General features: G+C 64.9%; 19 protein-coding genes. 4 read left to right on the top strand and 15 right to left on the bottom strand.

All coding sequences use genetic code 11. The features are described from left to right. Nucleotides 1-82 precede the first annotated feature (82 nt). Nucleotides 83-334 carry a FeoA family protein gene (locus tag DFW101_RS05060; RefSeq protein ID WP_009180442.1) on the bottom strand — a complete coding sequence of 84 codons (252 nt, stop codon included), beginning with the start codon at nucleotides 332-334 and terminating at the stop codon, nucleotides 83-85. 97 nt (nucleotides 335-431) lie between these two features. Beyond that, entirely contained in the window at nucleotides 432-683 is a 252-nt protein-coding gene (locus DFW101_RS05065) for a FeoA family protein (RefSeq protein ID WP_009108651.1), read from the bottom strand. A gap of 354 nt (nucleotides 684-1037) precedes the next feature. Here DFW101_RS05065 and DFW101_RS05070 point away from each other — a divergent pair, with 354 nt between their 5' ends. Beyond that, complete coding sequence (locus tag DFW101_RS05070) at nucleotides 1038-2189, top strand: TOBE domain-containing protein (RefSeq protein ID WP_232286154.1); 1152 nt, start codon at nucleotides 1038-1040, stop codon at nucleotides 2187-2189. Nucleotides 2190-2457: 268 nt separating this feature from the next. Here the strand turns inward: DFW101_RS05070 and DFW101_RS05075 are convergent, their stop codons facing one another. The 3 genes from DFW101_RS05075 to DFW101_RS05085 form a co-directional block, all read right to left on the bottom strand. Then, nucleotides 2458-3801 (bottom strand): TrpB-like pyridoxal phosphate-dependent enzyme, encoded by a 1344-nt coding sequence (locus DFW101_RS05075; protein ID WP_009180444.1) that lies wholly within the window; start codon nucleotides 3799-3801, stop codon nucleotides 2458-2460. A gap of 339 nt (nucleotides 3802-4140) precedes the next feature. Next, nucleotides 4141-4596: a hemerythrin domain-containing protein gene (locus tag DFW101_RS05080; RefSeq protein ID WP_009180445.1), complete on the bottom strand. Its 456-nt coding sequence runs from the start codon at nucleotides 4594-4596 to the stop codon at nucleotides 4141-4143. Nucleotides 4597-4859: 263 nt separating this feature from the next. Beyond that, entirely contained in the window at nucleotides 4860-5261 is a 402-nt protein-coding gene (locus tag DFW101_RS05085) for a PRC-barrel domain-containing protein (protein ID WP_009180446.1), read from the bottom strand. 828 nt (nucleotides 5262-6089) lie between these two features. Between DFW101_RS05085 and DFW101_RS05090 the strand changes: the two genes are divergently transcribed. Continuing rightward, on the top strand, nucleotides 6090-6812 hold the full coding sequence (locus DFW101_RS05090; RefSeq protein ID WP_009180447.1) for a TerC family protein: 723 nt from the start codon (nucleotides 6090-6092) through the stop codon (nucleotides 6810-6812). A gap of 99 nt (nucleotides 6813-6911) precedes the next feature. On the opposite strand, the gene DFW101_RS05095 is transcribed toward DFW101_RS05090, so the two are convergent. After that, nucleotides 6912-7196 carry a hypothetical protein gene (locus tag DFW101_RS05095; RefSeq protein ID WP_232286155.1) on the bottom strand — a complete coding sequence of 95 codons (285 nt, stop codon included), beginning with the start codon at nucleotides 7194-7196 and terminating at the stop codon, nucleotides 6912-6914. A 213-nt stretch (nucleotides 7197-7409) separates the two neighbouring features. On the opposite strand from DFW101_RS05095, the gene DFW101_RS05100 reads away from it, so the two are divergent. Continuing rightward, nucleotides 7410-8189 (top strand): tRNA1(Val) (adenine(37)-N6)-methyltransferase, encoded by a 780-nt coding sequence (locus tag DFW101_RS05100; RefSeq protein WP_009180449.1) that lies wholly within the window; start codon nucleotides 7410-7412, stop codon nucleotides 8187-8189. A gap of 70 nt (nucleotides 8190-8259) precedes the next feature. On the opposite strand, the gene DFW101_RS05105 is transcribed toward DFW101_RS05100, so the two are convergent. From DFW101_RS05105 to DFW101_RS05115, 3 genes are all read right to left on the bottom strand, one after another. Then, on the bottom strand, nucleotides 8260-8511 hold the full coding sequence (locus DFW101_RS05105) for a hypothetical protein (protein WP_009180450.1): 252 nt from the start codon (nucleotides 8509-8511) through the stop codon (nucleotides 8260-8262). Between the two features lie 294 nt (nucleotides 8512-8805). Beyond that, nucleotides 8806-9357, bottom strand: coding sequence for an AmmeMemoRadiSam system protein A (gene amrA / locus DFW101_RS05110; protein ID WP_009180451.1), 552 nt, complete (start codon nucleotides 9355-9357; stop codon nucleotides 8806-8808). A gap of 114 nt (nucleotides 9358-9471) precedes the next feature. Further along, nucleotides 9472-10314, bottom strand: a complete 843-nt coding sequence (locus DFW101_RS05115; protein ID WP_009180452.1) for an alpha/beta fold hydrolase — start codon at nucleotides 10312-10314, stop codon at nucleotides 9472-9474. Between the two features lie 137 nt (nucleotides 10315-10451). Between DFW101_RS05115 and DFW101_RS05120 the strand changes: the two genes are divergently transcribed. Next, complete coding sequence (locus tag DFW101_RS05120; RefSeq protein WP_043642685.1) at nucleotides 10452-12230, top strand: methyl-accepting chemotaxis protein; 1779 nt, start codon at nucleotides 10452-10454, stop codon at nucleotides 12228-12230. Nucleotides 12231-12317: 87 nt separating this feature from the next. Here DFW101_RS05120 and DFW101_RS05125 read toward each other — a convergent pair whose 3' ends face one another. The 6 genes from DFW101_RS05125 to DFW101_RS05150 all read right to left on the bottom strand — a co-directional run bounded on the left by DFW101_RS05125 (nucleotide 12318) and on the right by DFW101_RS05150 (nucleotide 20014). After that, on the bottom strand, nucleotides 12318-14738 hold the full coding sequence (locus DFW101_RS05125; RefSeq protein ID WP_009180454.1) for a bacteriohemerythrin: 2421 nt from the start codon (nucleotides 14736-14738) through the stop codon (nucleotides 12318-12320). 101 nt (nucleotides 14739-14839) lie between these two features. Beyond that, nucleotides 14840-15625 carry an amidohydrolase family protein gene (locus DFW101_RS05130; protein ID WP_009180455.1) on the bottom strand — a complete coding sequence of 262 codons (786 nt, stop codon included), beginning with the start codon at nucleotides 15623-15625 and terminating at the stop codon, nucleotides 14840-14842. 32 nt (nucleotides 15626-15657) lie between these two features. Beyond that, on the bottom strand, nucleotides 15658-16092 hold the full coding sequence (locus DFW101_RS05135; protein ID WP_009180456.1) for an acyl-CoA thioesterase: 435 nt from the start codon (nucleotides 16090-16092) through the stop codon (nucleotides 15658-15660). Nucleotides 16093-16098: 6 nt separating this feature from the next. Continuing rightward, nucleotides 16099-17298 (bottom strand): cofactor-independent phosphoglycerate mutase, encoded by a 1200-nt coding sequence (locus tag DFW101_RS05140; RefSeq protein WP_009180457.1) that lies wholly within the window; start codon nucleotides 17296-17298, stop codon nucleotides 16099-16101. Between the two features lie 245 nt (nucleotides 17299-17543). After that, nucleotides 17544-18845, bottom strand: a complete 1302-nt coding sequence (locus tag DFW101_RS05145) for a homoserine dehydrogenase (protein WP_009180458.1) — start codon at nucleotides 18843-18845, stop codon at nucleotides 17544-17546. Further along, on the bottom strand, nucleotides 18842-20014 hold the full coding sequence (locus tag DFW101_RS05150; RefSeq protein ID WP_009180459.1) for an aminotransferase class I/II-fold pyridoxal phosphate-dependent enzyme: 1173 nt from the start codon (nucleotides 20012-20014) through the stop codon (nucleotides 18842-18844). Before DFW101_RS05150 ends, DFW101_RS05145 begins: the two co-directional genes overlap by 4 nt. Nucleotides 20015-20020 lie beyond the last annotated feature (6 nt).

The following is a 20020-nucleotide window of genomic DNA, read 5'->3' on the forward strand; positions in this document are numbered from 1 at the left end:
GGGTCCGGCAACAATGACCCCAAAGGCAAAAAACCCGGCGCCGAAGAATCGGGGCCGGGCTGTCAACCGCGACGAAGAGCCCTTACTGGAGCGGCGTGACCGTGATATGATCGGCTTCGCTGTTGCGAAGGGTCAGGGTGAAGTCGCGAAGGCGCAAGGCCACCGGATCCTTGAGCGGCGCCCGGCCGACCACGGAAACTTCCGTCCCCGGCACAAGCCCCATGTCCCTAAGCCGCCGGCCAAGTTCACCCGCGGCCTCGACCCGGCAGATGCGGGCCCGCTGCCCGACCAGGAGGCGACGCAGCCCCATTTCCGGCAAAACTTCCTGATCCATGCCCACTCCTTATGTCCAAAAAACAATGCGGCGTCCGGGAACAACCGCCCCGGACGCCGCATACGGGCTTTTACGGAAACGGTGCGTCAGCCGGCCTTCAGGCCGCCTGGATGGATTCCTGGGCCAACCGGCCCATCACCTTGTCGGCCAGGCCGTGGCCGATGGAAAAGCAGGCTCCCCGGGCGCGCAGGCAAACCGGCCCGCCGCAACCGGCCGTGATCTCGACCACGGTCCCCGGCGTGATTCCCATGGCGCAAAGCCGCCCCCTGGCCCGGGGACAGTCGCACAACGACTCGACGCGCACACGGCTTCCGGGCGGAAAATGGGAGAGGGAATCGAGAGGGGGCATAGCGTGCTCCTTGCTTGCCCCATCACCTAGCCACATTGAGAATGATTGTCAAGCTCCCTTTCGTCAGGCCAGGGACAAAATGCCTGTCTGCGGCCGATCGCGACGGGCGAGCGAAACAGAGAAAGCCTTCCCTGGCAAGCGACACCGAAACGATTCGAGCAATACAGTGTCACGATAACTTTTATTTTCGTGATATAGGCCTGCTGTAACGAATACCATCCCAGAAAATTCCCAATATGTGAAAGTATCACGTCCGTTTTATTATTCGTGATACAATCGTTCTATTCTTTACAGCATAACATTTCTTGGCTACCAACCTCTATCATGAGCACTTCCGAAGAACATATTCTGGACATGATTTCCCGTTTGGACGTTGTGGCTCTGGAGCGTCTGTGCGACCGGGCCGCGGGTATTCTCGCCCAAAAGGCCCACCGCCCCGGGCCGCGTCGCCATCCCGGCCCCGCTCCCTGCCAGGCCGCGCTCTTTACGGTGCCGCACGACCTCCGCCACCTGGAGACGGAGCAGATCGAAAGGCTGACCGCCGCCTTCGACGCCTGGCGGGACGCCGCCCGAAACGCCCCCATCCGCCGGGCCAGGGAACGGATGCGTCTGGTCTATCTCATGCTGCGCCACAGCGGGGCCAAGCTTGGCGAGGTGCTGGCCCTAAACGAACGCACGGACATCGACCTGGCCCAGGCCACGGTCGGCTTCGGCGGGACCCGGCCCGAAGAACCGAGCCGCCGGGTGGTGGTGCCCCAGACATTCCTCGACGAGGTGGAACGGTTCGCCGCCTGCCCCGCCAACCGGGCCCTGCGCGGGGAACTGTTCCACCTCGATCCGGGGTTCGTACGGCGAAAGCTCTACGAACAGGCCCGGAAAGCCGGCCTGCCGACCGGCCGTGTCAGCCCCACGTCGCTTAGACACTCGCGGGCGGTGGAACTGTTGCGCAGCGGCGTGCCCCTGCCCGTGGTCCAGGTCATGCTCGGCCATTCGAGTCTTGTCCTCACCTCCATCTACTGTTCGTTTTCCGACCAGGACTGCCGCCGCATCGTCAACCACTGCGTCAGCAAGGAGAGCCGCATGAAAACCAGCGCCCGCAACACCTTTTTCGGAGCCGTCACCAGCGTGCGCAAAAGCCCGCTTTTGACCGAAGTCTCCCTGGCCGCCCAGAACGGCTTTGAAGTCATCTCGGTCATCACCAACGAGAGTTTCGAACGCCTGGGCCTGACCGAAGGCGGGCAAGTGACCGCCCTGGTCAAGGCGCCCTGGGTGCTCCTTGGCAAGGACGAGCAAAAAGCCCGCACCAGCGCCCGCAACTGTTTCCCCGGGCGGGTCGTCAGCATCCGTGGGGACGGTGTGGCTGTCGAGATCATGGGCCTCCTCGACGGCGGCACCCCCATGTGTGCGCTCATCACGGCCGAGTCCGTGGAAACCCTGGATATCAAGGAAGGCGATACGGTCTGGTTTTTCTTCAAGGCCTTCAGCGTGATTTTGAGCACCGAATAGGCGGTTGGTGCGAGGGAAAACCGGGGCTGCGCCCCGAACCCCGCCGCAGGAAGGATTCTCCCCGTTCCCCCGAGGGGAAAGGCCCGGCAGGAAACAGCCGTTTCCGACAACGCCGGCGCCAGCAAGCAAACGGCCCGGCAGGAGGCGTGTCCTGTCGGGCCGTTTTGCAGCGGCGATGTCGCGTCCCTCTCGTGTGAAGTTCGAGAAAAATAATTATTTAAATATGTTATTTTCGAAATTCGTATGCACGAATTTCGAGAACGCGACACTAGCCGACGTCCGGGCAGGCTTTGAGGGCTTCGGCGATATGGGCCTCGGGATAGGCGAAATCCGTCAGCTTCCCCTGCAGGAAGGCGTCATAGGAAGCCAGATCGAGCAGGCCGTGGCCGGAATACAAAAAGACCACGTTCTCTCCGGGCTTGGCCTTTTTGGCCGTCTCGATGGCCCCCTTGATGGCGTGGGAGGTTTCCGGGGCCGGCAGGAAGCCTTCGGTGCGCAGAAAAAGCCGGGCCGCGTCGAAGCATTCGGTCTGAAAATACGCCGTGGCGTCGATGAGGCCTTCGTTGGCTAGGTTGCAGACGATCGGGGCCCCGCCGTGGTAGCGCAGGCCGCCGGCGTGGATCGGCGCCGGCATGAAGGCATGGCCGAGGGTGTGCATTTTCAAAAGCGGCGTGAGCTGGGCCACGTCCCCGTAATCGTAACGGAACTGGCCCCGAGTCAAGGTCGGGCAGGCCTTGGGCTCGACCGCGATGAAACGGATGGCCTCACCGGAGAGCTTGCGCGGCAAAAAGGGCAGGACCAGCCCGGCGAAGTTGCTGCCCCCGCCCACGCAGCCGACCAGATAATCCGGCTTTTCCCCAATGGCGGCCAGCTGCTTTTCCACTTCCAGTCCGATGATGGTCTGGTGGTGCAGGACATGGTTTAGGACGCTGCCGAGCGCGTACTTGGTGTCGGCGTGGGTGGCGGCATCCTCCACGGCTTCGGAAATGGCCAGCCCGAGCGACCCGGAACAGTCGGGGTCCGAGGCAAGAACCGCCCGACCGGTCTTGGTGTTTTCCGAAGGCGAGGCGAAGATTTCACCGCCATAGGCGTTGATGAGGATGCGGCGGTAGGGTTTCTGGTTGTAGCTCACCTTGACCATGTAAACCGTGCAGGCCATGCCGAACATGGAGCAGGCAAAGGACAGGGCCGTGCCCCACTGGCCGGCGCCGGTCTCGGTGCTGATGCGGCGCACGCCTTCGAGCTTGTTGTAGTAGGCCTGGGGGATGGCGGTATTGGGCTTGTGGGACCCGGCCGGCGAGACCGACTCGTTTTTGTAAAATATCTTGCACTTGACGCCGAGGGCCTCTTCGAGCCGTTTGGCCCGCACCAGCGGGGTCGGCCGGTAAAGCCGATAGATGTCGCGCACGGGTTCGGGAATGGGCAACCAGCGCTCGGTCGAAAGTTCCTGTTCGATAACGGCCTTTGGAAAGATGGCCTCCAGCTGTTCCGGGCTCACGGGCTGCTTGGTCTGGGGATCGAGCGGCGGGGCCAGGGGCGTTGGCAGGTCCGGCAGGGCGTTGTACCATTGCCGGGGCATTTCCCCCTCGGGAAGATTGATCTTAAGGTCCATGCGTCACTCCGCTTTCAGGTTTGCTTCCCGGTCCGTCCCACAGGCGCCGGAAAGGTGCGACCGGGACAGTTCCTCAAAAACAAGACCGGATTTCACAATCCGGTCGTCAATCCCATCATGGACGCAGGGTCCTGTCAACGCAGCACCGGCAGGCCCTCGCTCGCCCTTCCCCGCCGGGGGCGCCGGAAACGAAAAAGCCCCCGCTTTTTCGGCGGGGGCTTTGGGGCGGGCCGGACGGACAGGCGGGGCCTATCCGCCGTATTGGCCCAGCCTTTCCCCGGATCACGGGACCTGACGGCGGCCAGCCCGCCGGCAAGGCTCCACCCGTTGGAAAATGCGTCAGGAGGCCTTGCCCTTGGCTTTTTCCTCGGCCGCCTCGTATTTCTTGAACAGGTCGTCGAGGCAGGCCTTGTCGCACAGCTTGGACAGGGCCATCATGTCTATTTTTTCCTCTTCCTGGATATGGTGGTTGTTAAGCTCGTCCAGGACATGGGCCTTGGCCTTGAACACGTCGCTGGCCGGATCGCACTTCATGAATTCCTTGAGGGCGGTCTTGGCGACCGTATGCTCTTCCAGGCTGACGAGCCCATGCTCCTTGGCTTCCATTTGCTGGCTTTTGACCAGGAAGGGGAACATGGACTGCTCTTCCCCGATGATGTGGGGATAGAAGGCTTCATAGAACTGATGGCGCAGCTGCTCGCGTTCCTTGGGATCGGAAGCGGCCATCATCTTTTGGGAAATCTGCATCTGCTTTTTGTGGTCTTCCTTGAGATGGCGCAGAAATTCATGGGGCATGGAACGTACCTCGTTGCGAGTTTACAGATTTTTGCCCAGCAGCGACCGGGTTGTTTCCGACCGCCGGCCGTCCAATCGTATCCGACTGGACCGTAATGCCTCTCCGACCATGTTTCATCCGGCACGATGCGGTCCTCCGGCGGCTGTGGAAACGCCGGGGGCGGCCCCGGGCGAAGGGATGACCGCCGCGCGACCGTCCTGGGGGGGGTGCGCCAGCGAACCTGCCGCGCGCACCCCCCAAGCCGTGTTGCCGTGTGCGGCAATTAATTATTGATGTACTTGAACTCGGGCAGGTTCTTGAGGGCATCCTTGGTGGCGCCGTGCAGGACAATGCGCTTATTGTTCATCTTGAACTGGTTGACCGGAATGGCCACTTCGCGCTCGCCCATGCCGAGGAAGCCGCCCACACCGACGATGGCGTACGAGGTGGCCTTTTCCGGCGTCACGATGATGTCTTCGACGGTTCCGACCTTGTCATTGGCATCGTTGTAGACATCCATGCCGAGAATGTCCTTCTTGATGCTCCAGCCCTTGGCCAGGATCTTTCCTTCTTCCACGGTGACGCCGATGGTTCCGGCGACAGGGGTCTGGGCGAAGGCCGTCGCGGCGATCAGGGACAGGGCCATGGCCAGGGCCACGATCAGATGTTTTTTGGCGTGCAGCATAAGAGACTCCTTTGGTTTGCCTGGTTGGTTCCTATTTTGAAGCTGTGGCACGACATACTCCTCTGACACTTCTCTTTCTCGTTCAGCGCCACAACCCGTTTCCAGAAATTCTTCCGTTGATGCCACTTTGCAATTTCAGGCAGGGCTGTAATATTTCCCTACACCCAAAGTCAGCACCATGCCATTTAGAAAATATCATATACATCATTTTTAAAACTTTTCCAGACATGGGATATGAAAAATTCTTTCTTTCTTATTCTCCAAACAAAACTAAAAATAAAAGGTTAAAAGACAACAACACCAAAGTATCCAATATTGTTGGACATCACAAATCCCCTTAAGAAGAGGTCCGTCTGACTCACTATATCAAACAATACCCATTTTATGTCAACATTTTTTTCGAATCCTTCAAATCTTCTTTCTTTTCATCCAGGCAATCCTTTCGTGCAACAAAAGGAATCCAAGCTGGAGTATAGAACAGAATCGCAAAATCCTGTCAAGCCGACAGTCGTGCCCGGGGAGGCTTTCCCAGGCATCCGTTGGCCATTCCACCCATAATGCTATAATATTATTCCATAAATTATAGACGACACCCAGAGGACCGTTTGCCCCACTCGCCCAGGCGAGCGGAGACAGGCCGGGCGGAAGTCCTGCGGCATGGAGATGGGCGGGCCGGCGATGAGGAGCCAGGACGGCCCCACCGCCGGGAATGGCGCAGCCGCCGATTCCGATGTCGCCCGGCCAAACGCTCCCCTTGGTCCGAAGCGGCAAAAAGCGCTTCGGAAAATGGCCGCGCCATGCTACCAAGGCAGGCCAAGGAGGACTTGCATGGCCCTTTTCACCGTGGAAAACCTGATCGCCTTCCTGACCTTGTCGGCCCTGGAAATAGTTCTTGGCATCGACAACATCGTTTTTATCGCCATCATCACCAATGCCTTGCCGGCTGCGGTGCAGTCGCGGGCGCGCAAGATCGGCCTGCTCCTCGCCATGGGCAGCCGCATCGTGCTTCTGGTCGGCATCACCTGGGTCATGGGGCTGACCGCTCCTGTCGTCAGCGTCCTTGGGCATGTGGTCACGGGGCGCGACATCGTGCTCCTGGTTGGCGGGCTCTTCCTCATCGCCAAGTCGACCTTCGAGATTCATGATAAAATCGAGCCCCACGAGGATGCGGCCGGCAAAGGGCGCAAGGTCCGGGGATTCGGTTCGGCCGTGGCCCAGATCGCCGTCCTGGACATCGTCTTTTCCCTGGATTCGGTCATCACCGCGGTCGGCATGTCCGGCGAGGTCGTGGTCATGGTGGCGGCCGTGGTGACGGCGGTCCTGATCATGATGCTCTTCGCCGATCCGGTCAGCCACTTCGTCTCGCGCCATCCCACGGTCCAGATGCTGGCCCTGTCGTTTCTCATCCTGATCGGCGTCTTCCTGGTGGCCGAAGGCCTCGGCAAGCACATCGACCGGGGCTACATCTACTTTGCCATGGCCTTTTCGCTCCTGGTCGAACTGCTCAACATCCGCGCCAAAAAAGCGGCCGCCACAAGCAGCCGCCCCTGAAACGAAGGCCGCCCGTGAAACCGGTCGACGGCTTCACGGGCGGCCCGCACGTTCCGAGCCCGGCCGGGTCAGGACCGGGTCCGGGACAGGAGAGGCTGCCTAGTAGTAGCCGCGCCGCCCTTCCCGGCAGGCGTTGTAGCCCATATTGCAATTGTTGACGCAGTGGGGCACGCCTTGGCAGATGCGCAGGCACCGGTTGTAGCTCTTGTTGCAGCTGCGGCGGGGGGGCGGGGGCGGCGGAGGCGGCGGCATCCGCCGGTTGGGGACGCACTGCCAGGCACGGTTCGACCAGTGCGTGCCCGGCGGGCACTGGGCAAAAGCGGCCAGATCCGAAAAAAGCACACTCGCGCCGACGACGGCGCAGACAAACAGAGCCATTCGCATGTTCAACCGCATGGTCTCCTCCTGGTTCATTGGGACCTGTTTCCTGCCGTCTCCCTGGGGAGGTTCCCCGGACGGGCCGTTGCCGCCATGGGCCGGGCCGGCGGCCTGCCCGCCTGCCGCACCCGGGGGAAGGCTGCCCGAACATGCCACGGCAGCGGACAATCTGTCTCGCTCTTGCATTGGTTGTACCAAAAAAAATCCCGGAGCGGCGCCATGAGCGAGGCCGCGGCCCGAAAGGCCTTCCCGCGCGGCCTGGCTCAGCCCGAGGGCGGCTTCCGCTTCGGGGCGGACGCCCTGCTCCTGGCCGCCTTTGCCGCCCAGGTCCCGGGGTGCCGGGCCCTGGACCTCGGCACGGGCTGCGGCCCGGCCGGGCTGGGCTGGATGCTGGCCCGCCAGGATCCCGAGGCCACGGTTCTCGGCCTCGACAAGGACCCGGCCATGGTGGAGGCGGCCCGGGAAAACGCCCGCCGTCTGGGCCTTGCCGACCGGTTCGACGCCCGGCTCCTCGATGTCAGGGACCTGGGAACCGATGCCGGCCTTGTGCCCGGGTCCTGCGATCTGGTCCTGGCCAACCCTCCCTACCGCCACCCCGGTTCCGGACGCCGGCCCGAACACCAGGGCCGGGAGGCGGCCCGGTTCGAAACCGATGGCGACCTGCCCGCCTTTGCCGCGGCCGCTTTCCTGGCCCTGGCCGACAAGGGCCGTTTCGCCTGCGTGCATCTGGCCGAACGGCTCGTCCATGTCATTGCCTCGCTTGCGGCCCAGAACCTCGAGCCCAAATACATCCTGCCCGTGTCGCCGCGCCGGGACGCTCCGGCCAGGCAGATCCTGGTTCTGGCCCGCAAAAACGGCCGCCCCGGCCTGCGCCTGGACGCGCCGCTGGCCCTATACGAGGGAACGGGGCCCGAAACGCGTTTGAGCGAGGCGGCGCTTCGCTTCTGCCCTTTTCTCTCCTGCAATGCCGGACCGCGCGCCGTCCCGGGCCGGCAATAAAAAGGGGGTGCTCCGGACACCCCCTGGCGGCTGGACGCGGACCAGCCCCAAATGATATTTTCGACAACCCTTACTTTTTGGCGAAAAGCTTCTCCGGAAGCGGTTCTGGAGAGGCCACGACAACGGGATTCCCGTCCACCCGGCGCATGGCCAGGCTTGCCTCGGCCAGCCTGGCCACCACGGTCTGCGGCTCCATCGGCGCCACCGCCACCTCGACCCCGCGCGACGGCGCCACCTGCTGGGCCGAAAATTCGGATGCATGGGCCGCATACAGTCCCGTTCCCACAATCACCGCTCCCATCATGTACAGATACCGCTTCATGGTCTTCTCCCTGGTGCTGCGCCACCCCGGGCGGCGTTTCTCCAACAACCCCATGTCAACCAGAAGAGCCAGAAGCGTGCCAGGAATCATCTATAAAAAAATCAATTATTCCAACCAGGAGCTCCCTCATTGTTTCATGGCTCACGGCCTTTCCCAAAAAAGGAGAGCTGCGACAGGAAAAATGCCCATATTTCAAGAATTGTATGCTGCGGAAACGATGAGACGGGGCAATGTTTTTCGCCCGGGCCGCACCGGGCAATGCCGGGGCGTTCCCGACGCCTGGCCCATCCGGCCCTAAAAGACCTCGGCCTCGAACCACAGGAGCGTGGTGTCCGGGTCCTTCCAGCAGCCGGGGGCGAGGCCGGCCTTGCGGCAGGTCTGGTCCAGAAAGGTCCGGCGGTCCCAGCCCCATTCCACCGGCACCTGGGGCAAAAGCAGCCCCGAGCGCATCCCCTGGCGCACCAGCAGCCCGTGCCGGCCGACTTCCACCAGCTCCGGGTCCGGGCACTCGGTCAAGGGACTCAGGATGGAGATTTCGACCGCCACGTTGTCGAATTCCGCCCGGGACAAGGGTGGAAACCGGGGATCGCCAAAAGCCGCCGCCTCGGCCATCTCGCCGATGGTTTCGAAAAGCGGCCGGTCGCCGACGATATGCCCGATGCAGCCCCGCAGGTGGCCGCCCACGGTCAGGGTGACAAAGGCGCCAAGGGGCTGGCGCAGGGTCTCGGTCGGCGCCGGCGGCGTCGCGGCCTCCCCGCCGGCCAGCCGGGCGGCGATGCGCTGCCGGACAAGCCCCTTCAAGTACTCCTTCTCTTTCTTGGTCAGGGAAAAATGAAAGGCAACCATGGCATCCTCCCGGTCGGGGTTCGACTCGCCGGCCGCCCGCCACCGGGACGGCCGGCGACGAGGTCCGGCCAGTGTGCGTCTTGCCGGGCTTCCTGGCAAGGGGGACAGCGTTTTTCAGCGGCACACTTCGCTCAAAAGGCCGTAGAACTCGCCGGGCATGGCCTGCATCAGGAAATGGCAGTCCGTGGGAAAGGGCCGGGCCTCGATGGCGTGTTCGTGCAGGAAGGTCAGGGTTTCCGGGGCCACGTCCCGGCCATAGGCATAAATGACGGGCAGGGTCAGGCCGGCGAGGGCCTCGCCGGCGGCGTGGCTCCACTTGCCGGGCAGGGCCTTGGCCACCCGGCGCACGGCCAGCACGGTCTGGAGAAAGGCGTCTTCGCGGCAGAAACGCAGGGAGGCGTAATAGTGGCGGCAAAAGGAGAAGCGGCCGAGATAGTCGCGGAAGACGAGCTGTTCGCGGAAATCCCGGTACCACTCCCCGAACCGGCCGGACAGCCGGGCCGCCTCGGCATGGGCGGTGATGAACGAACCGAAGCGGGTGATGGAAGCCTCGGCCAGGATAAGCCCCCCCACTTCGCCCGGCGCGGCGTCGCGGCAATAATAGATGGCCGGGATGCCCCCCACGGAATGCCCGACCAGATAGAGCGGGCTTGGCCGCAGGCCGTGGTATTCCTTCAGGTGGTCGAGCACGGCCCGGACGCGGCCGGTTGCGGCTTCCATGGAATAATCGCCCGTGGCCGGACTGGCGCCGTGGCCGGCCATGTCCGGGACAATGAGGCTTTTCCCGGCCAGGTAGCGGGTCTCGAAGGCGTCCTCGAAGGCCAGATGCGAATCGCCGAGGCCATGGAGGCAGCACACGGCCGGGGCCGGCCCGGCCATGATCCGGGCCCGGACGAAGACCGGCGCGTCGCGGGTCGGCACCACGACATCCAGGATTTCGTTGCCATTATTCCCCATCAAAGATTCCTTTCCCTCGTCTTGACCGGAACCCTGGCCAGGCGGTAATCGTATCGGACAACTTTTCGCCTCGTCAGCGGCCTCCCGGCTGCATGATGCGTAAACTGGTCGGCAACCTCTTATCGCGGGAAGGTTGGATGAAATTCACGCTCTCGGCCAGAATGGGCCTCGGCTTCGGCCTTGTGCTCGCGGCCATGACCACCGGTGCCCTGGTCATGACCTTTTCCATGCGCGCCGTAAAGGAACGGGCGTCGGTCGTGCGCTCGGAAAGCCTGCCTCTGGCCGACGAGGCGGCGCGGATGCAGTTTTCGGCCGTCAACGTCCAGCAGTTCCTGACCGACGTCTCGGCCACGGGCGAGGAGGACGGCTTCGGCGAAGCCGAGGCGGCGGCCAAGGACTTCCGCGACGGCGTGGTCAAGTTCCGGGACCTGGGCCGGAACAGGAACGACCGGGCCATGCTGGCTGAAATCGAGGCCATTTCGAAGGATTTCGAGAGTATGTACGACGTCGGCGTGCGCATGGCCCGGGCCTACGTCAAGGAGGGCCGGCAGGCCGGCAATGTCCTCATGGAGGACTTCGACGCCCGAACCGAGGCTCTGGCCAAACGCATCCATCCGCTCAAGGAACACCGGTTCCAGGAAGCCGACGACCAGGTCTCGGCCGTGGTCGCGGCCCTGGCCGCCGACCTCACGCTCCAGTACGTCCTGCTGGCCGTGTCGCTGGCCATCGGCGCGGTCACGGCCTGGCTGGTCTCGCGCGGCATCCTGCGCCAGCTCGGGGCCGAGCCCGAGGTGGTGGCCGCCATGGCCCGTGACGTGGCCGCCGGCCGTTTCGAGAATGTGCGCCAGGCCTGTGCCAGGATGGACCGGACCTGTGGCGTCATGTCGGCCATGGCCGACATGACGGAAAAGCTCCGGACCTCCTTTGACGAGATCGCGGCCCAAAAGGCCGCGGCAGAAGCCAAGACCGAAGAGGCCGATCGCAGCCGCCAGGCGGCGGAAAAGGCCATGGCCCAGGCCGAGCGCGCCCGCCTGGAAGGCATGGCCGAGGCCTCCAACCGCCTGGAGGCCCTGACCGATGCCGTGGCCCAGGCCGGAAACGCCTTGACCGGCCGGGTGGCCCAGGTGACGGAAGGCACTTCCCGCCAGCACGACCGCACGGCCGTGACGGCCACGGCCATGGAAGAGATGAACGCCACCGTCCTCGACGTGGCCAAAACCGCGGCCCGGGCCTCGGAAAGCGCCAGCGCCGCCCGGGAAGGCGCGCGCGAAGGGCTTGACGCCACCGAGGAAGTGTCCCGGTCCATCGACCGGGTCCGGGAGCTCTCGGTCGGGCTCAAGGCCAGCCTCGACACCCTGGGCGAGCGGGCCAAGGGCATCACCGCCATCATGAACGTCATTTCCGACATCGCGGATCAGACCAACCTGCTGGCCTTAAACGCCGCCATCGAGGCCGCCCGGGCCGGGGACGCCGGCCGGGGATTTGCCGTGGTGGCCGACGAGGTCAGAAAGCTCGCCGAAAAGACCATGCAGGCCACCGGCGAGGTGGCCTCCGTGGTTTCGGCCATCAACGACGGGGTCCGGGAAAACGTGTCCGGCATGGACGCGGCCGTGGTCGCGGTAGCCTCGGCCACGGACCTGGCCGGCCGGGCCGGGAAGTCCCTGCGCCATATCGTGTCCATGGTCGAAACGACCACCGACGAAATCCGCTCCATCGCCACGGCCTCGGAACAGCAGTCCGCGGCCTCGGGGGAGATCAACCGGGCCCTGACCGACATCCGGCTGATTTCCGAGGAAACGAGCCGGGACATGGCCGAGGCCCACGCGGAACTCTCGCACCTGTCCCGATCGGCGGCCGACCTGGCCGGGCTGCTCGACAGCCTGCGCCGTGAAGCGGCCGCCGCCCTGCCGGCCTGAGCCGCCCGACACCGGTTCCCCTTCCCGAAAACAAAAAGCCCGGACCGCGTGCACGTGGTCCGGGCTTTTTCCTGTCCGTGGCCGGGGCTAGTTGACGCCCCGCTCGTTAAAAAAGGCGCTGTATTTCTGGTCCGTGCCCTTGATGTGCCCGACAAGCCAGTTTTTGAGGAAGTTCATGACCTCGGTGGTCAAGGCGGCCCGGTTGCTGCGGAAGTCGTTGCCAAAGGCGATGACCTTGTCGACGAAGGCCTCGTGTTCTTTCCGGTGGTTGCGGTAGGCGGGGTACTTGTACTGCTCCATGAGCTTTTCCTCGTACCCGAAATGCTCGACCGCGTAGTTTTCGAGTTCCCGCAGGATCGCCTCCACCTGGTCCTTGCCCTTGCCCGAGCGCATGGCCTCGTGCAGGTCGCAGATCATACCCACCAGTTTCTGGTGCTGCCCGTCGATCTCGCCGATGCCGACAGCCAGGGACTGGTCCCACTGCAGGATGCCGCCGCCGATGGAGCAGGCCGCCGCCCCGCCGTTGCCCGACGCTTTGGCGGCAGCCGGTTTTCCGAAGGCAGCAGGCGTTTTGGCCGACATCGGGCGCGGCGCGGCCGGCCTGGCCGGGGCCGGACGCGAAGCCGGCAGGGCCTTGGCCGCAGGCCGGGAGGCGGAAAACGATCCGGCCGGGGCCGGCCGGGAGGCGGCCAGGGATTTTGCGCCCGGCCTGGACGGCGGCAAGGCGGCACGGACCGGCGCCCGGGACGCGGCCACGGCGCGCGGCGGCGTCGGCACCACGCGGCGGGTGGCGGTCGTATCCCCGGTCATCTGCCGGATGACCTCGTCGAGTTCGCCCGACAGGGCGGAGAGGGCGGCGAGGGCCGCTGTCGCCACTTCCATGCCGTCGGCCGTTTCGTTGGCGATGCGGTTGACCTCTTCCACCGCCCGGTTGATCTCCTCGGAAGTCGCGGACTGCTGCTCCGAGGCCGTGGCGATGGACGCGACCTGGGAGGCCGTCACATCGACGATGCCCACGATCTCGTCCATGAACCGGCCCGAGTCGGCAGCGGCCCGGGTGCTTTCCTCGATGCCCGAGGCGGCCGATTCCACGGCCGCGATATTCTCCCGCGCCTGCCCCTGGATGGAAACCACGGCGTTGCCCACCTCCTTGGTCGCGGCCATGGTCTTTTCGGCGAGCTTTCTGACCTCGTCGGCCACCACGGCAAATCCCCGGCCGGCATCCCCGGCCCGGGCGGCCTCGATGGCGGCGTTTAAGGCCAGCAGGTTGGTCTGGTCCGCAATGTCGGAAATGACGTTCATGATGTGGCCGATGTTGTCGGCCTGCTGCCCAAGGCGCGTCATGGACTCCTTGAGGTCAAGGATGCGGGTGCGGATGGTCTCGATGGAACTGACGGCCGAACGCACGCCCTCGGCTCCGGTCAGGGCCTTGCCCTTGGCCCCGTCGGCGCTGGCCGCGGCGGCGGCCGCGTTTCTGGCCACCTCGAGGACGGTGGAGTTCATCTCTTCCATGGCCGTGGCCGTCTCGATCATGCGGTCGCGCTGGTGCTGGGCCCCGCTTGCGACCTGCTCGGCCTGGACCAGCAGGTTCGAGGACTCGTCCATCACGGATTGGGAAACGGAGCGGGCCTTGCCGGCGGCTTCGTTCATGCGGTCCAGCAGTTCCGTGGTGCGGCTTTCCTGCTCCCTGGCGGCGGCCAGGGCCGCCTGGGTTTCTGCGGTCTGCAATTCGCAGGCCCGGCCCTTCTCCCGGGCCTCGGCCATTTCCTTCTCCAGGGAGGCCACCATCCGCGACATGGCGTCGCGCAGCTCGGCCAGTTCCGGCGGATAGCCGCCGGCGGCCACGGCCTTGAGGTTGCCGCCGGCAACAGCCGCAGCGTATTCCCCGAGCCGGGCCAGGGGCCCGGTCAGGGTGCGGCCGAGCAGGGCCAGCACGGCGATGAAGACCGCCGCCCCCAGGGCCATGCCGGCCGCCTGGACGGTCATCAGCCGTTCGAGGTCGCCTTCGTTGTCCTTTTGCAGGCGGCCGACGGCCTTGTCCAGGGCCATGGCCACGGCGTTGGCCGAGGCCATGATCTGGTCGGCCGTGGCGGCGTCGTCGCGGGTCAGGGCGGTCTCCACCACGGCGGCGAATTCCTTGAACCGGTGGCCCGCGTCTTGGAAAAGCGCGGCCGTATCCCGGTCCGGAACCGGAATGTGGAACCGGGTCTGGCCGATGGCGTAGTCGCCACCCGTGATGAGAACCAGCTGGGCCCTTTCCAGGGCTCCCAGGCGGGAACGGACCTCGTCGGCCACGGACGAGGCGGTGCCCTGGGCCTTGGCCTGGCGCAGGCGGGCCAGGCTGTCCTTGCCGATTTCGTGAACCATGGACCGCTGCAGGGCGGTCAGGTCAATGGCTTCCCCATCCGCCTTCTGGTCGGAAACCAGTGTCCAGGTCGTGGCGAACATGGCGCAGCTCAGCAAAAACAGGATCCCGAGAGAGCAGAGGATTTGCGTGCGGATTCTCATGGTGAATCTCCTTGTCCGGCCGGTTGGCCGGAAACATCAGAACGAGCCCGAGCCAGGCCGTTCGAGCATGAGGCCCCGACCAAAGTCAATGCACATTTTTGTTATCGAAAAAGTGCGGTTGCGGTGGAAAGGAGTTGTTCCAGTTCGGCATCGCGAAGCGACAGCCGTTTTCGCAGCCGGCCGATCTCTTCGCCCGGATCGAACAACGGATAATCGCTGCCAAAGAGGATGCGGTCGCGGGGATGGCCGGAAACGATGCGCGACAGGGTGTCGTCATCGATGAAGGCAAGTGTGCTCGACGTGTCGATATAGACGTTTTTGCCGACCAGATGCTCGAGGGCGTACTGCCAGTGGAGATAGCCGCCCATGTGGGCGGCGATGACGGTCAGGTTCGGGAAGTCGCGCAAAATGGCCGCCACCTTGGCCGGGCAGGAGTTGTTCTCGGCCGGCGGCAGCCGGTCGCCCACGTGGAGCATGACCACGAACCGCCCCGAGAGGGCCTCGAAGATGGGCCACAGCTTGCGGTCGTCCAGGCGGAAACCCTGGAAATCCGCGTGGAACTTGATGCCCTTGATGCCGGACCGCCACAGCCGGTCGAGTTCGCGCTCGAAATCCGGAAAATCGGTGTGCAGTGTGCCGAAGGCCAGGACCTCGGGATATTCGCGGTGGATGCGAATGGCCCAGTTGTTGGCCGGGACGACTTGGGCCGGGGCCGTGGCCGCGTTGTGGACCACCACCCGGTCCAACCCCGCCTTTTTGGCCCGGGCGAGCAGGTCGTCGATCTGGCCGGTGCCGACGGGGTGGATGCCATAGTGGTCTTCAAGCTGCGTGAGGACCTTGTTCGCGATCTTCGGATGATAGGCGTGCGTATGGATGTCAATGAACATGATGGTGCCAAGTCGGAGAAAAGGAAGGAAGGTTACACGGAAAAGAGGCTGCGAAGCCAATCCGGGACGGCAATGGGCCTGCCCTCGGGCGAGGTGCAGGCGTGGAGGGTCTCGCCGGCGGCCAGGAGGACCCCGTCGTCCGGCGGACCGAAAACCTGATAGACAAAGGTGACCGAGGCCCGGCCCCAGGCGGCCACGCCGGCCCGGACCACGATGTCCTCATCATAATGGGCGGGCCGGAGGTAGCGGACGGCCATGTCGCGCACCGGCAGCCAGACCCCCCGCGCCTCCACTGCGGCGTAGCTCATGCCGCGCTCGCGGATGAACCGGCCTCTGGCCTGCTCGAACCAGTGGGGATAGTGGCCGTAGTAGGCATAGCCCATGCGGTCGGTCTCGCCGTAGGAAACGGTCAGGCGCAGCCGGGTGTCCGGCCGGGGGAAGCCTTCGGGCTTGAGAATGAGGGCCATGGCTGCCTAGCGGCTCCAGGCCGCGGCCTCGGGCAGCAACCTGTGGCCGGGCGCGACCACAAGGCCCGTTTTCCCGGCTTCTCGTTCGCTAAACGCCGCCGCGCCGCATGGGGTCACGCCCCGCTTCCAGAAAAGAAACGGTACGGGATCGGCCGTATGGGTGCGGATGGCAATGGGCGTCGGGTGGTCGCAGGCGATCAGAAAGGCGGCCTCGCCGCCCAGGGCTTCGAGCATGGGACCGACCACCCGGGCGTCGAACCGGGCCACGGCCTCGGTCTTGCCGGCCGCATCGCCGCCATGCCCGCACTCGTCCGGGGCCTCGACATGGACGAAGACGAAGTCCCCGTCTTTTAAAAATTCCAGGGCCGCCGCCACCTTGCCCTCGTAGTTGGTCTCGAGGAGCCCCGTGGCTCCGGGCACATCCAAGACAGCCATGCCGGCCGCCCGGCCAAGGCCCTTGACCAGATCGACGGCCGACACCACCGCCCCGCGAAGGCCGAAGGTGGCCGTAAAATCCGGCAGCGTAAGCGCCCTGCCCTGTCCCCACGGCCACACGGCATTGGCCTTGCTCGCATTGTCCGGCCCGGCCAGGACCTTGGCGGCGCAGGCGGCAAAGTCCCACAGGGCGGGCGCACGCCGCAGTTCCGCCAGATCCGGGGCGATGCCCTGGTCCGTGATGTCGTGGGGCGGCCGCACCGCCACCCGGGCCTCTTCCCGGCCGGCCGCTCCCTTGGCTACGAGCAGGTGGCGGTACTGGATGCCGGGATGGAGCTCGTAGCCGTCCGGACAGCACTCCCGGCCGATCCGCTCCACCAGGGCCCGGGACACGTCGGTGGCGATGTGGCCGGCCGAATAGTCGCGCATGAGCCCCGTATCGGCGAATTCGCTGACGGCAACGGTATTGAGCCGGAATACCACGTCGTCCGGATCCAGGGCCAGGCCCATGGCCGCCGCCTCGATGGGGCCGCGCCCGGTATGGTGGACGGCCGGGTCAAAACCCAGAAGCGACATGTTGGCCACGTCCGACCCCGGAGCCATGCCGTCCGGCACGGTCCGGCACAGGCCGAGCATGCCCTCCCGGGCCAGCCGGTCCATGTGCGGCGTGGGGGCCGCCTCCATGGGCGTTTTTCCGCCCAGGGCGGCAACCGGCTCGTCGCCCATGCCGTCGGCGATGAGGAAGACCAACTTGGAAGTGGGAACAGACAAAAGATGCCTCCGGCGGCCAGAGAGAAACTTTTTGAAAAAAGTTTCTCTCTGGACTCTCTTCAAAAACTTTTGGCGCGCTTCGCGTCGGACGCGGCAGCGGCGCGGTTCCTGCGGCGACCATCCGGCCCGGGCCGGCTTTCCTCCCGCTCCCCGCTGCAACGACAGGAGCCTGGGAGACGTTTCAAACCCCGCCGAGGGGGTCCGGGGGGATCATCCCCCCGGCGGGTCCAGGGCAGCGCCCCGGCCTACAGGACCCGGAAGTGCACGGTGCCGGGTTTGATGAACGGCATGGCGGCGGCGTCTTCGAGCACGCCCTTGATGGCCCGGGTGGGGGCCTCGTGGGTCAGGAAGACGATGGGCACGTAGCCGTCCTCGGGTTCGCCCTTTTGCACGGCCTGCCGGATGCTGACGCCGTGGACGCCCATGGATTTGGAGATGGCGGCCATGACGCCCGGCTGGTCCTTGACCGTGAAATGGACGTAATGCGGGCTTACGGCCTCGTCCGGATCGGGCAGGTCCGCGTCCGGCAGGGGCTCGGCCAGAAAGCCGGTGTTGTTGGGGATCATGCCTTCCCGGGCCAGAGCCAGGATGTCGGCCAGGACGGCGCTGCCGGTCGGCAGGTCCCCGGCTCCCTTGCCGTGGAGGATGATGGGCCCCGAGGCGTCGCCTTCGACACGCACGGCGTTAAACGCCCCCTTGACGCTGGCCAGGAGGAAATCCTTGTGCACCAGCATCGGATAGACGCCGGCGGCGAGCTTGCCGTCCACGTCCCGGACCTGGCCGATAAGCTTTATGGTGTAGCCAAATTCGCCGGCGAACCGGATGTCCTCGGGCGTGACCCGGGTGATGCCCTCGACCGGCAGCCTGGAAAGAGGCAGATTCTGGCCATAGGCGAGGCGGATGAGCAAAATGAGCTTGTGGGCCGCGTCAATGCCCTGGATGTCCAGGGTCGGGTCGCACTCGGCGTAGCCCTTGGCCTGGGCCTGGCACAGGGCATCGGCAAAGGACAGGCCGGCGTCGCTCATGTTGCTCAGGATATAGTTGGCCGTGCCGTTTAAAATGCCGATGATGCTTTGGATGCGGTTGCCGGCCAGGGAGGATTTCAGGGTCTCGACAATGGGCACGGCGCCGGCGCAGCTGGCCTCGTAGTAGAGGCCAAGCCCCTTTTGCGCAGCTAAGGTGAAAAGCTCCGGCCCGCGTTCGGCGAGCAGGGCCTTGTTGGCCGAAACCACGTGCTTGCCGGCCGAAAGCGCCTTGTGGATAAGGTCAAAGGCGGCGTCCAGGCCGCCGATGAGCTCGACCACGATATCGATGTCCGGGTCCGTGACCAGGGCGTCGGGATCGGTGGTCAACTCCGTGCCCGGGCCGAGGGCCACGGCCCGGGGCTTGGCCAGGTCGCGGACCAGGACCTTCTTGACGACCACACGACGCCCAAGACGCCTGGCAATCCAGTCGGCGTTGCGCTCTAAGATGGACACAAGGCCGGACCCGACAGTGCCGAGTCCGGCCAGCCCGATGCGGACGGGAGCGTCTGTTACGGCGTTCATCCGGAAAGCACCTTCTTGATGCCACGCATGGCCTGGTTGATGCGGTGGCGGTTTTCGACCAGGGCGAAGCGGACGTGGTTGTCGCCGAAGTGGCCAAAGCCGAGGCCCGGGGACACGGCGACGCCGGCCTCGCGCAGGAGCAGCTTCGAGAATTCCACGGACTTGAGGTGAGCGAACTCCTCGGGAATCTTGGCCCACACGAACATGGTGGACTTGGGCGAGGGCACGTCCCAGCCGGCCCGGCTCAATCCCTCGATCAGCGCATCGCGGCGATCCTGGTGGACGTCCATGATCTCGCGCACGCACTCCTGGGGCCCATTCAGGGCGACGGTGGCCGCGATCTGGATGGGCTGGAAGATGCCGTAGTCGAGGTAGCTCTTGATGCGGGTCAGCGCATGGACCATCTCCGGGTTGCCGCAGCAGAACCCGACGCGCCAACCGGCCATGGAATAGCTCTTGGTCAGCGAGAAGAACTCCACGCCCACGTCCTTGGCGCCCTTGGCCTGCAAAAAGCTCGGTGGCTGGTAGCCGTCGAAGCCGAAGTCGGCGTAGGCGAAGTCGTGGATCACCATGATGTCGTGTTCCTTGGCGAAATCCACGATGCGCTGGAAGAAGTCGATGTCCACGGTGGCCGTGGTCGGGTTGTGGGGAAAGGAGATGATGAGGAGCTTGGGCTGGGGCCAGGTCTGCCGGGTCGCGGCGAGCAGGTCCTCGATGAAGTCGCGGTCGTGGCTGATGGGGATGCGCCGCACGTCCGCGCCGGCGATGATGCAGGAATAGGGGTGGATGGGATAGGACGGATCGGTGGCGAAGACCACATCGCCCGGCGAGAGCATGACCAGGGCCAGGTGGGCCAGGCCTTCCTTGGCGCCCATGGTGACCACGGCCTCGGTTTCCGGGTCGATGTCCACGTCGAAACGGCGCTTGTACCAGCCGGAGATGGCGTTTCGCAGGCCCTTGATGCCCTTGGATGCCGAGTAGCGGTGGTTGACGGCCTTTTGGGCGGCCTCAACGAGTTTCTCGACGATATGGGGGGGCGTGGGCAGGTCGGGGTTGCCCATGCCGAGGTCGATGACGTCTTCGTTGCGGCGCCGCATCTGCATTTTCAGCTCGTTGACGGTGGCGAAGACGTATGGCGGCAGGCGCTCCATACGCGCGAACTTTTTCATGCCCTG

The sequence above is a fragment of the Solidesulfovibrio carbinoliphilus subsp. oakridgensis genome (assembly GCF_000177215.2).
Lineage (GTDB): Bacteria > Desulfobacterota > Desulfovibrionia > Desulfovibrionales > Desulfovibrionaceae > Solidesulfovibrio > Solidesulfovibrio carbinoliphilus.